The 12,325-nt window shown below is 70.3% G+C and carries 11 protein-coding genes and 5 pseudogenes; 13 read left to right on the plus strand and 3 right to left on the minus strand.

Annotated elements, in window-relative coordinates:
- Positions 1-98 precede the first annotated feature (98 nt).
- Complete coding sequence (locus C7T91_RS07820; protein WP_108258759.1) at positions 99-1,175, plus strand: DUF3616 domain-containing protein; 1,077 nt, start codon at positions 99-101, stop codon at positions 1,173-1,175.
- 443 nt (positions 1,176-1,618) lie between these two features.
- Positions 1,619-2,221 (plus strand): cytidine/deoxycytidylate deaminase family protein, encoded by a 603-nt coding sequence (locus C7T91_RS07825; RefSeq protein ID WP_108258760.1) that lies wholly within the window; start codon positions 1,619-1,621, stop codon positions 2,219-2,221.
- A gap of 78 nt (positions 2,222-2,299) precedes the next feature.
- Here the strand turns inward: C7T91_RS07825 and cobS are convergent, their stop codons facing one another.
- On the minus strand, positions 2,300-3,283 hold the full coding sequence (gene cobS / locus C7T91_RS07830; protein WP_108258761.1) for a cobaltochelatase subunit CobS: 984 nt from the start codon (positions 3,281-3,283) through the stop codon (positions 2,300-2,302).
- Positions 3,284-3,496: 213 nt separating this feature from the next.
- Between cobS and C7T91_RS37780 the strand changes: the two genes are divergently transcribed.
- The gene (locus C7T91_RS37780) at positions 3,497-3,766 is read left to right on the plus strand and encodes an SDR family NAD(P)-dependent oxidoreductase (RefSeq protein ID WP_108258762.1); all 270 of its coding nucleotides are present in this window, start codon (positions 3,497-3,499) and stop codon (positions 3,764-3,766) included.
- A 271-nt stretch (positions 3,767-4,037) separates the two neighbouring features.
- Positions 4,038-4,916 (plus strand): annotated as a pseudogene (gene ispG, locus C7T91_RS07840) (flavodoxin-dependent (E)-4-hydroxy-3-methylbut-2-enyl-diphosphate synthase); the annotation flags it as partial.
- On the opposite strand, the gene C7T91_RS35095 reads toward ispG, so the two are convergent.
- Positions 4,835-6,616 carry an AAA domain-containing protein gene (locus C7T91_RS35095; protein ID WP_236638088.1) on the minus strand — a complete coding sequence of 594 codons (1,782 nt, stop codon included), beginning with the start codon at positions 6,614-6,616 and terminating at the stop codon, positions 4,835-4,837. The pseudogene ispG and the gene C7T91_RS35095 overlap by 82 nt on opposite strands.
- 161 nt (positions 6,617-6,777) lie before the next feature.
- Here C7T91_RS35095 and C7T91_RS32345 point away from each other — a divergent pair, with 161 nt between their 5' ends.
- From C7T91_RS32345 to C7T91_RS07855, 3 genes are all read left to right on the plus strand, one after another.
- Positions 6,778-6,954: a hypothetical protein gene (locus tag C7T91_RS32345; protein ID WP_161555794.1), complete on the plus strand. Its 177-nt coding sequence runs from the start codon at positions 6,778-6,780 to the stop codon at positions 6,952-6,954.
- On the plus strand, positions 6,951-7,361 hold the full coding sequence (locus C7T91_RS07850) for a hypothetical protein (protein ID WP_108258763.1): 411 nt from the start codon (positions 6,951-6,953) through the stop codon (positions 7,359-7,361). The genes C7T91_RS32345 and C7T91_RS07850 overlap by 4 nt, the downstream gene beginning before the upstream one ends.
- A gap of 146 nt (positions 7,362-7,507) precedes the next feature.
- Positions 7,508-8,104: a very short patch repair endonuclease gene (locus tag C7T91_RS07855; RefSeq protein ID WP_108258764.1), complete on the plus strand. Its 597-nt coding sequence runs from the start codon at positions 7,508-7,510 to the stop codon at positions 8,102-8,104.
- A 225-nt stretch (positions 8,105-8,329) separates the two neighbouring features.
- Here the strand turns inward: C7T91_RS07855 and C7T91_RS33380 are convergent, their stop codons facing one another.
- Positions 8,330-8,806 (minus strand): LysE/ArgO family amino acid transporter, encoded by a 477-nt coding sequence (locus C7T91_RS33380; RefSeq protein ID WP_236638113.1) that lies wholly within the window; start codon positions 8,804-8,806, stop codon positions 8,330-8,332.
- Between C7T91_RS33380 and C7T91_RS35100 the strand changes: the two genes are divergently transcribed.
- From C7T91_RS35100 to C7T91_RS07885, 6 genes and pseudogenes are all read left to right on the plus strand, one after another.
- Positions 8,691-9,014: an SAM-dependent methyltransferase gene (locus C7T91_RS35100; RefSeq protein WP_236638089.1), complete on the plus strand. Its 324-nt coding sequence runs from the start codon at positions 8,691-8,693 to the stop codon at positions 9,012-9,014. The genes C7T91_RS33380 and C7T91_RS35100 overlap by 116 nt on opposite strands.
- A pseudogene (locus C7T91_RS07870) lies at positions 9,005-9,382 on the plus strand (polyphenol oxidase family protein); the annotation flags it as partial. The gene C7T91_RS35100 and the pseudogene C7T91_RS07870, both read left to right, overlap by 10 nt.
- Before the next feature lie 407 nt (positions 9,383-9,789).
- Positions 9,790-10,551, plus strand: a pseudogene (locus C7T91_RS37785) (beta-1,6-N-acetylglucosaminyltransferase); the annotation flags it as partial.
- A 239-nt stretch (positions 10,552-10,790) separates the two neighbouring features.
- Positions 10,791-10,916: pseudogene (locus tag C7T91_RS07875) on the plus strand (nickel-dependent hydrogenase large subunit); the annotation flags it as partial.
- Positions 10,913-11,473 (plus strand): annotated as a pseudogene (locus tag C7T91_RS07880) (acylphosphatase); the annotation flags it as partial. The pseudogenes C7T91_RS07875 and C7T91_RS07880, both read left to right, overlap by 4 nt.
- Before the next feature lie 226 nt (positions 11,474-11,699).
- Entirely contained in the window at positions 11,700-12,317 is a 618-nt protein-coding gene (locus C7T91_RS07885; protein ID WP_145962807.1) for a hypothetical protein, read from the plus strand.
- The last annotated feature ends 8 nt before the right edge of the window (positions 12,318-12,325 follow it).

The following is a 12,325-nucleotide window of genomic DNA, read 5'->3' on the forward strand; positions in this document are numbered from 1 at the left end:
CGCGGGGCGGTTGCGCAATCCGTCCCGTCTGCGGCGCTTGCGCGGGAACCGCGCGGCAGGGGCGCGGATTGTCCGGGGGAACCGAAAGGAAAAGTGCGATGACCAAAGCCAAGACGAGCAAGCGCAGGACGACCCGGGGCAAGCCGATCGGCCAGGTGCGGCTGACCTTCGACCCCGACGCCCATGAGGAAGAGGTGCATCTCGACATCTCCACCGCCACGCGCCACGGCGAGGCGCTGCTGCTGAGCTGCGACGAGACCGCCGGGATCGAGCGGCTGACGCCCGACGAGGAGGGCTGGGGCAACCACGCGCATTTCTCGCTCGGCGAGATTTTCGATCTGCCGGGCGGGCCGGAGGGCGAGATGGACATCGAGGGGCTGGCGGTCGACGGCGACTGGCTGTGGATCACCGGCTCGCAGTCGCTGAAGCGCGGCAAGCCCGATCCCGATGACGATCCGGACGAGCGGCTCGAGGACATGGCCGGGATCAAATGGGACGAGAACCGCCAGTTCCTCGGCCGGGTGCCGCTTGACGTCGGGCCGGACGGGCCGGTGCCGGTGAAGAAGGACGGGCCGCGCAAGGCGGGGATGCTTAAGCCGAAGAAGCTGGGGCGGCTGCGCAAATGGCTGGCCGGGGATCCGCATCTGGGGGCGTTCCTGGAGATCCCGTCGAAGGATAACGGGCTCGACATCGAGGGCATCGCGGCGCGCGGCGACCGGGTCTGGCTGGGGCTGCGCGGTCCCGTGCTGCGCGGCCATTCGGTGATCCTGGAACTGCGGATCAAGGAGACCTCGGACGGCTGGCTGAAGCCGCGCAAGATCGACGGCGAGCGGCGCTACGTCAAGCACCTGCTGCCGCTCGGCGGCCATGGCGTGCGCGACCTGGCGCTCGACGGCGACGACATCCTGGTGCTGACCGGCACGCCCCTGGCCTCGGGCGGGCGCTCGGCCATCTGGCGCTGGACGGACGGCACCAAGGCGCGCGCCCCGGGCGTGCGCGGCGCGGAGGAGGTCGGGCTGGCCAAGGCCTTGCCCTACAAGGGCGATACCGACAATCCCGAGGGGCTGGTGCGCTGGCAGGACGGCACCTGGCTGATCACCCATGACAGTCCAGAGGACCACCGGATCGGCGATGGCTGCTGGCTGGAGGCGGATGTCTGGGCGCTGGACGGCTGAGCGGGGCCGGGCGGGGCTGCCGCGCAGTCATGCATCTGGGGCAAGCCTGACCCCACGCTGGCGGCCTTGCCCGGCAAGGAATTGCTAACTAGGTGTGCACGCGCCCGGGCGGACTTAACCGGGCAGTAACGGCGCCCGCCCTACTTGCGCCTTGCCCCAACCGCACACGGAGTATCGTGCCATGTTCGATTTCGTTTCTTCCATCGTCACCAACCCGGTCTGCCTCGGGATCATCGCCTTCTACTTCACGGTGCTGGCGATCCGCGTCCGCGCCTGATCCTCAGCCCGGACATCCGGCATCCGAACCGAAGAGGCCTGCCGTTCCGGCGGGCCTTTCTGTTTTCGGGGGATGGGTGTGGATGGCTTCCCCCGGAGAATATTCCCTTTGACGCAGGGGTAGGTGCCGCTAGCCTTGGGGCAAGTCCGGTTGCGGGAGGGAGCAAATGGCGCAGCACGACACCCTGACATCCGCCTGCGGGGCCGTGTCGAAGCGCGGGCCGAACCAGATCGGCCTGGTGCTGGGCATCGGCGGCGCGATCTACTTTGATTTCCTGAGCGCCCCGAGCCTGTCCGCGGCGGGGATCAGCAATTTTTGCCAGGGTGATGCGGGCAAGCTGGACGGGGCCAGCGCCCATGCCGAGATGGTGATGATCGCCAGCTGGAAGGCCTGCATGCAGGCCTATTGGCAAAGAAGGCAAAAGCCGCCCAAGAGCTGCGAGATCTTCCTGACCAGTTCGCCGTGCCGGAGCATTGACGCGGCGCCCAGCGTGGCCATGACCGTCCATGGCGAGACCTATCCGGACTCCTGCGAGCAGAAGCTGATCGCCTTCTTCAAGAAGAACAATTCGGTGACGTGGCGGATCTATTACTGGGAAGCCTTCGGCACCGTGAACCCGTTCCTGCCGCTGAAAGCCAGCTTCGATGCGATCGGCGTCGAGATCCTGAAGGCGCAGTCCAGCTACCAGAAGGCCGACAAGGGGGGCGGGAAGGCCCCTTATTCCTATTCCGAGCTGCAGAAGATCCGGTCCGTCCTGCCGCAGATGTAGGGGAAGGCGCCCGGAAAAGGAAAACCGCCCGCGGCAGGACCGGGGCGGTTTCGGAAACGTGGCCGTGCAGGCGGCGGGTCAGACCGACAGCGACGCCGCGCTCTCGGGCAGTTCCTCGTCGAAGCAGCGCTGGTAGAACTCGGCCACCGTCTGGCGCTCCAGCTCGTCGCACTTGTTGAGGAAGGACAGCCGGAAGGCATAGCCGATGTTGCGGAAGATTTCCGCGTTCTGCGCCCAGGCGATCACGGTCCGCGGGCTCATCACCGTCGAGAGGTCGCCGTTCATGAAGGCCGTCCGGGTCAGGTCGGCGACGGTCACCATCTGGCCGATCTGCTTGCGCCCCGCGGCGGTGTTGTAATGCGGGTTCTTCGCCAGCACGATGTTGGTCTCGGCATCATGCGACAGGTAGTTCAGCGTGGCGACCAGCGACCAGCGGTCCATCTGGCCCTGGTTGATCTGCTGGGTGCCGTGATAGAGGCCGGTCGTGTCGCCGAGGCCCACGGTGTTCGCCGTCGCGAAGATACGGAAGGCCGGGTGCGGGGTCAGGACGCGGTTCTGGTCGAGAAGCGTCAGCTTGCCGTCGGCTTCCAGCACGCGCTGGATCACGAACATCACGTCGGCGCGGCCGGCATCGTATTCGTCGAAGACAATCGCGCAGGGATTCGACAGCGCCCAGGGCAGGATGCCTTCCTGGAACTCGGTGACCTGCTTGCCGTCCTTGAGCTTGATCGCGTCCTTGCCGATCAGGTCGATCCGGCTGATGTGGCTGTCGAGGTTCACCCGCACCGCCGGCCAGTTCAGCCGCGCCGCGACCTGCTCGATATGCGAGGATTTGCCGGTGCCGTGATAGCCCTGGATCATCACGCGGCGGTTATGCGAGAAGCCCGCGAGGATCGCCAGCGTGGTGTCCGGATCGAACTTGTAGGTCGGATCCAGATCCGGAACGCGGTCCGAGCCTTCGGCAAAGCCTTTCACCTTCATATCGGTGTCGATGCCAAAAACCTCGCGGACCGAGATCTCCTCGGTCGGCTTTGCACTCATATCCATCGTTCCGTCCGCCATGTCCGTCCTTCGGTCTTTCAGCTTCGGGATGCAACATATGCCGCGGGCGTGCAAGGGGAGCCGCGACAAATCCGCGTCCCGGCCGGTTCCGGAAGGGCGGGCTGCCTGCTTCCTTTGCGCTGGAAACTCCGGATGGCGGAACAACCGGCCGCGCCGCGCGGTTTTCCCCGGAGCGGGGCGGCCGCCCCGCAAGCGACGGAAAAGGAGAGCCGAATGACCCGTTTCGAGGACAAGACCGTGATCGTGACCGGCGCAGGCACGGGCATGGGGGCAGCGGCGGCGCGCCGGTTCTCGGCCGAAGGCGCGAATGTCGTGCTGGTCGGCCGCCGCGCGGCGCCGCTCGCGGGGGCCGCGGGCTGGCCCGGCACGCTGAGCACCAGCGCCCGCCCCGACAGGGCGATGTCGAAGACCGCCAGCATCAGCTGCGCGCCCGCCACCATGAAGAGGCCGTTCAGCAGCACCGCGAAGCCGCCGCCGAGATAGGGCGCGAGCGTCGCCAGGTCGCGCGTGCCCATCGCGATCACCTGGAACATCCCGAGAGCGACGGCAACGCCGCCGCCCGCCATGATCCCCCATCCGAGGAGCGACAGCAGCCACGCCGCCATCCGCCCCAGCCGGTACTTGCGTGCCGACATGCAATCCCTCCGGAAAAAGGCCGGGACTGAGCCCGGCCGCGGGCCTGCTACTCCGCCGCCTCGACCTCGGCCGCTGCGTCGATCTCGGCCGCCTTCTTCTCGACCTGCTCGACGATATGGACGAGGCGGCGACCAAGGCGCTGAAGGAGATCGTGCGCGAAAGCCCGGTGCCGATCGTCGCCGACATCCATTTCCACTACAGGCGCGCCATCGAGGCGGCCGAGGCGGGCGCCGCCTGCCTGCGGATCAATCCGGGCAATATCGGCGACGAGAAGCGGGTCAAGGAGGTCATCAAGGCCGCCAAGGACCATGGCTGCTCGATCCGCATCGGCGTCAATGCGGGCTCGCTGGAGCGCCATCTGCTGGAGCAGTACGGCGAGCCGTGCCCCGACGCGATGGTGGCTTCGGCGCTGGAGCATATCCGCATCCTCGAGGACAATGATTTCCGCGAATACAAGGTCTCGGTGAAGGCCTCCGACGTGTTCCTGACCGCCGCCGCCTACCAGGCGCTGGCCGAGGCGACCGACTGTCCGCTGCATCTGGGCGTGACCGAGGCGGGCGGGCTGGTCTCCGGCACGATCAAGTCGGCCATCGGGCTCGGCAACCTCCTGTGGATGGGCATCGGCGACACGATCCGCGTCTCGCTCTCGGCCGATCCGGTCGAGGAGGTCAAGGTCGGCTACGAGATCCTGAAATCCCTGGGCCTGCGCCATCGCGGCGTCAACATCATCTCCTGCCCGAGCTGCGCGCGGCAGGGCTTCGACGTGATCAAGACCGTCGAGGTCCTGGAGAAGCGTCTCGAGCATATCAAGACGCCGATGAGCCTCAGCATCATCGGTTGCGTGGTCAACGGGCCGGGCGAGGCGCTGATGACCGATGTCGGCTTCACCGGCGGCGGCGCGGGCGCGGGCATGGTCTATCTGGCCGGCAAGCAGAGCCACAAGCTGTCGAACGAGCAGATGATCGACCGCCAGCAGCTGGCGGCCCATATGGAAGCGGGCGGCGACGGGCTCGACCCGCTGGTCAAGGAGGCCTTCGCGCTGGTGCGCGTTCCGGCCGAATGACCCCTTTCGCCCATTGATCGCAGGCCTTTCCGGGGGCAGACAGGGAACCTAGCCGAGCCGGAAAGGACCGTCCCATGCCCTGCGCCCGCACCCGGATGCCCCTGACGGAGGCGCCGCGATGATCCTGTTCCTCGCCGCCGCCGCCGCGATCTGGCTGGCCGGCTGGGCGCTGAAGGCGCCGCGCCAGGCCCGCTGGCTGATGATCGGGCTGCTCTATGTCGCCACGCTGGCCGCGCTGATCCTGCTGCCGCCCGCGGCGGGGCATCCGGCAGCAGCAGCAGCGCCGCGCCGATGCTGGTGCCGGTGGCCGAGGCCGCGGTCTCGACGCCGCCGGGACGCAGCGCGGCCAGCATCTCCAGGTAATCCGGATTGGCCGCGAAGGGACCCTCGACGATCACCGGGCCCTGGGCGCCGACCAGATCGAGGCAGGTATCGGTCATCAGCGCCAGGTACCAGGACAGGGCCAGCATCCGGGCGCCTTCGGTGGGTGGCGGGGCGGTCCAGCCGCCGCAGACGCCAGGGAAGGGACCGCTGCCGGGCTCGACCGAGGGCAGCAGCATCAGCCCGCCCAGAACCGACCTTCGGTCGGCCTCCGTCGGGACGGCCGCCGATCCTTGGCGGACGATCTCGTATTCGCGCCCGCCCATGAACCGCGCCGACGGCACCGGGTCGCCCATCGCGTTGACATTGACCAGCGTGTCGCGCGCCGGATCGAGGTCCCGCGGCGCGGCGCCGATCGCCATGGCGACCACCCAGGTGCCGGTGGAGACGACCGAGAAGGCGCCCTCGCGGCCCAGCAGATGCGGGTAGAGCGAGGCGTTGCTGTCATGGATGCCGCAGGCGACCGGGGTGCCCTCGGGAATGCCGGTGCGGGCGGCGACCTCTGCCGAGACCCCGCCGAGAATGTCCGAGGAACGGTGCGGCGCGGCCAGCCGGCCCTCATCCGGATGGGCCGCCAGCCGCCCGCCATAGATCTGCTCCGAGACGAAGCCGCAGACCGCAGGATGCATCCGGCGCGACACCGGCAGGAACAGGCCGCGCTCCGGCGGCACCGTGGCTGCGCCGCCGAGCATCCAGTCGAGGCAGGAAAGCCCGGCCGGTTCGGGATGCGCCCCCTGGATCACCTGCGGCAGCTGCGCCGGATCGCCGACCAGCACGATGTTGCGCGCCGCGCGTCCCATCGCCGCCATGTTGGCGAGGCTCACCTGCCCGGCCTCGTCGGCAAAGAGCCAGTCGAAGGCCTGCTCGAATTCGGGCCGGGCGAAGAGGAAGGCCGTGCCGCCGGCGATATCGGCCTGCAGCAGCCGCGGATCGTCGTTGCGCGCCACGCGGGCGACCGGGCTCCCGGCCGGATAGCCGTCCTCGCTGCCGGTCTTGTGGGCAAGGCTGACCGCATCGCCGGGCTCCAGCGCGGCCACGCAGCCGCTCAGGACGTTGCGGATCGCCTCGTGGCTGTTGGAGCTGACCGCCACGCGCCGGCCCTGCCGGACCAGCGCCAGGATCGCGCGGGCGGTGACATAGGTCTTTCCGGTGCCCGGCGGCCCCTGCAGCGGCAGCACGGTTTCGTCCATCGCAGCCACGGCCTCGACGGCCGCCGCCACCGGATCGCCGCGCGGGATGTCCTCCAGCGGCAACGGTTGCAGAGGGCGGCACGCCCTGGGTCGACGTCACTGCGCCGGGCGACCCGTGCTGCTTCGCGCTCTGCGATCCGGCGGCGGTCTCGGGGGCGGGCGGCGGTCCGCTGGTGCTGTCCGCCGCGTATTCGCGCAGCCTCTCGCCCGCTAGACGCAGGGCCATGACCTTCCGCTTCTTCCGCCGCCATCACCAGTATCTCTGCGCCTTCGATGATCCCTCGGGCTTCGACTGGGTCCGCACCGCCTGCGGGCCGGAGCGGCTGGAGGAGGTGTTCTCCGGGCGGGCCCCGTCTCCGGGACGGATCGCGGCGGATCTGCGCCCGGAGGCGGCGCGGTGACCGGCCTGCCGCCGAAACCGCCCGGTCGGGGCGGACGGATCGGGCCGCTGCGCTTCCTGTCGCTGTTGCGCAAGGACATCCTCTCGGCCCAGTCGCCGCGGCTCTACCGCGCCAAGATGGCCGAGTTCCGCACGCCGTTCTTCCGCTCCTATGTCGTCAACGATCCCGGGCTGATCCGCACCGTTCTGCAGGAGCGGCCGGACGATTTTCCGAAATCGCCGCATCTGGCCGGGGCGCTGGGGCCGCTGCTCGGCAACGGGCTGTTCCTGTCCGACGGCGCCGACTGGGCGCGCCAGAGCCGCACGGTGGCGCCGCTCCTCGAGATCGAGCCGCGCCGCGCGCTGCCCTGCCGGCGCTGGCCTTCCCGGCCCCGGTCGCGGGACGGCTGCCGGTCGGAATGCAGCTGATCGGCCCGCCGGGATCGGAGGCCGCGCTGATGGCAATCGGCGGGGAGGTCGCCCCCGGTTTCCGCCCGCCGCCGCTCTGAGCGACGGCCCGGTTTCCCTGCCGCGCCGGATCGCCTAGGCTCCGGGAAACGGCAGGAGGCAGCAACATGGCCGATACCGTCACGCCCGAGGTGCGGTCGCGGATGATGGCCGCGATCCGTCGCAAGGACACGAAACCCGAATTGGCGCTGCGCCGGGCGCTGCATGCCGCCGGGTTCCGTTTCCGCGTCGATGTGCGCAAGCTGCCCGGCTCGCCCGATCTGGTGCTGCGCAAGTGGAACACGGCCGTCTTCGTGCATGGCTGCTTCTGGCACCGCCATGAAGGCTGTCCGCGGGCCTCGACGCCCGCGAGCCGCGCGGAGTACTGGGCCGCGAAATTCGAGGGCAATGTCGCGCGCGACGCCCGCAACCGCAGCCTGCTGCTCGAGGCTGGCTGGCGGGTCGCGACGGTCTGGGAATGCGGGCTTCTCGGGGCCGCGCTGGAGCCCACCTTGGAAGAGCTGACCGGGTTCCTCACCTCCGGCGGCGGCCGCGCCATCGAGCTCCCCGCAGCCCCCGTGATTCCGGGCAGGCGCCGGCCCGCAAAGGCGTCCCTCCTTCCCGGCAGCCTTCGCCTTGGCCACCCCCTCGATTGCCCGAGGGCGGGCAACGCCCTTGGACCGGTGGCGGGCGGCCCCTCGCGCCAGATGTCGGTCGCTGTCTGACGCATGCCGCGCTTCGCCACTGGCTCGGCGGCCGCCGCATCGCTCCCGAGCGCCGCCGGGGCGACCCAATCGCGGGGAAGTCGATCCCCCGGATCGATTTCTGATCCTCCTCATGCCTCGAACGCGGCGCTGTCGTTTGTCCGTTTGCCGGCCCCGCCCTCCATCCCCGCACTCGCTGGCGGAACGATTGGCAGGGTGTCCGGATCTCGGGGACAACCTGCAGGCTCAGGCGGCGAGCCCGCGGAGAAGGTTTGCGGCGAGCGCCAGCATCACCGCGGCGATTGCCAGGTCGAGACGGCGCCAGGCCCGCGGGCTCCGCATCGCCGGCGCGAGGAGGCGCGCGCCGTAGCCCAGAGAGAAGAAGAACACGAAGGAGGCCGCGATGGCGCCGAGCGCGAAGGCGGCCTTCGCGGCGCCTTGGTACTGGGTGGAGACGGCTCCGATCAGCCCGAGCGTGTCGAGATAGACATGCGGATTGGCCCAAGTGAAGGCGGCGGCGGTCAGCAGCGCCGGGACGAGGCCTGCGCTCTGCGCCTGCGCCGGGAGGTCCTGCCCGCCGCGCAGCGCATCGCGCAGCCGGCAGGCGGTGCGCCGCCACGAGCGGGCCGATCCGCTGGCGCATCCCGGCGAGGCCGATCTGACCGCCCATGTCGATTTCGAGGCGCTGGCCCACGCCGGCCGGGACTGCGCGGTCTCGCCGATGGTGCCGCAGGGCGTGTTCCTCGAACGGCTCGGAATCACCCAGCGCGCCCAGGCGCTGGCGCGCGGACTCGACGGCAAGCCGCTCGACACGCTGGTCGCGGCACATCGGCGCTTGACCCATCCGGACGAAATGGGAACGGTGTTCAAGTCGCTCGGCATCGCTTCTCCCGGAAGCCCGCCGCTCCCCGGACTGCATCCATGGCCCTAGAGATCATCACTTCCGACTTGCTTTCGCCCTTCCGCCACGGCTTCTTCACCCGCAAGGGTGGGGCCTCTTCGGGAATCTATTCGGGGCTGAACTGCGGCTTCGGCTCCTCCGACCAGTCCGAGGTGGTCCATATCAACCGCGCCCGCGTCGCAGGCGCGCTCGAGGCCCGCCCCGAGGACCTCGCCGGGGTGAACCAAGTGCATTCCGCCGATGCCGTCGCCGTGGACGGCCCGACCTCGAAGCCCCTGCCCGAAGCCGATGCCGTCGCCACCGCAACGCCGGGCGTGGTGCTGATGATCCTGACCGCGGATTGCGCGCCGGTGCTTTTCGCAGACCCGCAGGCCGGGGTCGTCGGCGCCGCCCATGCCGCCGGCTCGCGCGCATCCAGGCGCACGCGGCGCATGTCGGCGAGCGCACCTTCAACGGCCGCTCGAGGAGCATGCCCGACCAGCTCGGCCCCTTCGACGCCATGCGGCTCCCGAGGTCTGCCTGACGGGTGATGTTGCCACGTTTTTGGCTTCGCTCCCTTGACGATATCAGATCCTGACGCGCTCAGCGGATGAACTTGGCCGGACTGCACGGCACCGGTTGACTTGGGGTGGCGGCGATCGGCGGGAGGGCGGCTCCTGGCGGGCTCGACCGCGCCAAGGGAACCGCCCGCTGGATATCCGCGCTCGCGCCGGCCTGCAGAAGGCGCTTGCCCCGCATGTCCCGCTGGGCAGGTCCCGCCTCATCCTGCTGGGCATGATCGGCGCCCGGACGGTGACCCTCGCGCATGTCGCCACCGAGCGGCCCGGCCGCGCCAAGGCTGCATCGACCTGCCGCCGCCTGCAGCACGTTCTTCGCCGAAGCCGATCCGCTGGATCGAGTTCGGCACGCTCGAACTTCGGCATGTCGGGCTGCCCGGGGACTGGACGCTCCGTCCCGCCGTGGCGCTTATCTGCAGCCCGAGGCCGTGGCATCCCTGCTCCGGCCGGACCGACTGGAAGCTCGGCCGGACCGACGTCCATGGTCCCGTGCCGGCCGTGGTCACGGAGACGTTCCGCGTTCCGCCGATGTGGGTGCTGCCTGGGGGCAGTGGTCGCTGGTCGAGGCGACGCTGGCGATGATGCGCCGCGCGCTGACGGTTGCGCCCGGGGCCGGGCATCTGGTGCTGCTGTCGGGGGACTGCATGCCGCTGCGCCCGCTCTGCGAGCTGCGCGCGCATCTGGAGGCCTCCGCCTGCGACCATATCGAGGCCCGGGATTTCTTCCGCTCGGGCTGGATCAAGACCGGGCTCCGGGCCGAGCGGGTGCTTTACCGCCATCCGGTCAACGAGCGCCGCCATCCGCGGCTCTTCCGCGCCTGCTGGCGCTGGCAGCAGCGGCTGGGGCTGGAGCGGCGGCTGCCTGCCGGCCTGCCGCTCCGGATCGGATCGCAATGGTGGGCGCTGCGGCGGCGGACGGCGGAGGCGGTGCTGGCCTTCTGCCGGTCCCGTCCCGAGGTGCCGCGGTTCTTCCGGACGAGCTGGATCCCGGACGAGACCTTCTTCCAGACGGTGGTGGCGCATCTGGTGCCCGCTGCGGAGCGGTCCGAACGGATCCTGACCCAGCTGATCTTTTCGGATTACGGGATGCCGGTGTCGTTCCATGACGACCAGGCGGCGGCGGTGATGGGTTCGGACCGGTTCTTCCTGCGCAAGCTGGCGCCGGGGGCGGAGGGGCTGCGGCGCCAGCTTGCGCAACGCTTCCTCGGCGCCGCGGCGGCGCCCGCGGAGCCGGTCGATCTCTGCCCGCCGGCACGCCCGGCCCGGTCGAGGCCGCGCTGGTCGGCGCGCCGGTGGCCGAGGGCGAGGAGACGCCGCTTTCCGTCCAGCATATCGTGCGCAGCTTCGACCCCTGCATGAATTGCACCGTCCATTGAGCGACGGACTGCAGATCCGGGTCCGCGGCCAGGTCCAGGGGGTGGGGTTCCGCCCCTTCGTCTGGCAGCTGGCGCAGCGCTTCGGCGTCTCGGGCGAGGTGCGCAACGATGCCGAGGGCGTGCTGGTCCGTGCCCTGGGCGGCGATCTGGCCGGCTTCCTCGCCGCGCTGCAGGCCGAAAGCCCGCCGCTCTCCCGGATCGACGCGGTCGAGACCGCCCCCTGCGCCTTCGACCCGCCGCAGGGCTTCGTGATCGCCGCTTCCGGTGCGGCGGGGGCCGAGACGCGGGTGACCCCCGATGCCGCGACCTGTCCGGCCTGCCTCGCCGAGATCCTGGACCCGGCCGACCGCCGCCATGGCTATGCCTTTGCCAATTGCACGCATTGCGGGCCGCGCTTCACCATCCTGACCGGGCTGCCCTATGACCGCGGCCAGACCACGATGGCGGCCTTTCCGATGTGCGAGGCCTGCGCCGCCGAATATGCCGACCCCGCCGACCGCCGCTTCCACGCCCAGCCGGTGGCCTGCCCGGAGTGCGGGCCGCGGCTCTGGATCGAGCCTGCCGCCCCGGACCCCCTCGATCCCGGCGCGCAGCGCCAGCAGGTGCCAGACCGGCCGGACCGCATCGCCGTTGACCGTCGGCGTGCCCGGGACGATGCCGTCGGCCTCCTCGGTCAGGTCGGGGAAGGGCGCGGCCTCGGCGGCGGCGTGATCGTAGAGCGTGACGCGGACCTCCGGGTTTTCCGAGGCGCCCCCGGCCACCGCGGCGGCCATAGGCGCTGGCATGGAAGATCAGCAGGGTCTTCTGGGTGACCTCCGAGGCCAGCCGCTTGGTCAGCAGCCGCCGGCAATGGACGATGTCGTCCCGCGGATGGCTGCGCGGCACCGGACCATGGGCGGGGGCGGTCACCGAGAAGTCCAAAGGCTGGATCAGGTCGAGCGCCTCGGACACGTGCCGCCGGAACGGCCGCATGATGTGGTCGAAATGGCACTCGAAGGCAAACCGGACGTCGCCCGCCGCGTCGCTGAACAGCCGCCCGTCGCAGAAATGGCAGCCCAGGAGGTCGCAGGTGAAGAGGAGCGAGTCCTCTTCGGGATAGGTGCATTGCGTCTCGGGCCAGCGGACATGGGGCGTGATCAGGAAGCGCAGGGTGCGGCCGCCGGGATCGACGCTGCTGCCGGTGCGGACCGGGACCACGCGGCTTTCGCCGAAGCCGTCCTTCGGCAGCGCCCGCAGCATGCCGAGGCCGCGCGGGGCGAGATGGACCCTGGCGCACGGCGCGGGGTGACCGGCGACAGCAGGACCCACCCCCCCGCCCCGGCGGCGAGGATCGCGGCAACCGCCACCCCGGCCAGGACCTTGCGCCGCTTGCCGGGCTTCTGCGCGTTCTGCATGTGGTGAGGTCTCCC

This window comes from Mangrovicoccus ximenensis (assembly GCF_003056725.1).
Lineage (GTDB): Bacteria > Pseudomonadota > Alphaproteobacteria > Rhodobacterales > Rhodobacteraceae > Mangrovicoccus > Mangrovicoccus ximenensis.

Bases quoted from the DNA above. Each gene is read 5' to 3' on its own strand.
- C7T91_RS32345 (WP_161555794.1), top strand. From the start codon at position 6,778: ATGACCTTCCGCTTCTTCCGCCGCCATCACCAGTATCTCTGCGCCTTC.
- cobS (WP_108258761.1), bottom strand. From the start codon at position 3,283: ATGGCGGACGGAACGATGGATATGAGTGCAAAGCCGACCGAGGAGATC.
- C7T91_RS37780 (WP_108258762.1), top strand. From the start codon at position 3,497: ATGACCCGTTTCGAGGACAAGACCGTGATCGTGACCGGCGCAGGCACG.
- C7T91_RS07855 (WP_108258764.1), top strand. From the start codon at position 7,508: ATGGCCGATACCGTCACGCCCGAGGTGCGGTCGCGGATGATGGCCGCG.
- C7T91_RS07825 (WP_108258760.1), top strand. From the start codon at position 1,619: ATGGCGCAGCACGACACCCTGACATCCGCCTGCGGGGCCGTGTCGAAG.
- C7T91_RS07820 (WP_108258759.1), top strand. From the start codon at position 99: ATGACCAAAGCCAAGACGAGCAAGCGCAGGACGACCCGGGGCAAGCCG.
- C7T91_RS07885 (WP_145962807.1), top strand. From the start codon at position 11,700: ATGGAAGATCAGCAGGGTCTTCTGGGTGACCTCCGAGGCCAGCCGCTT.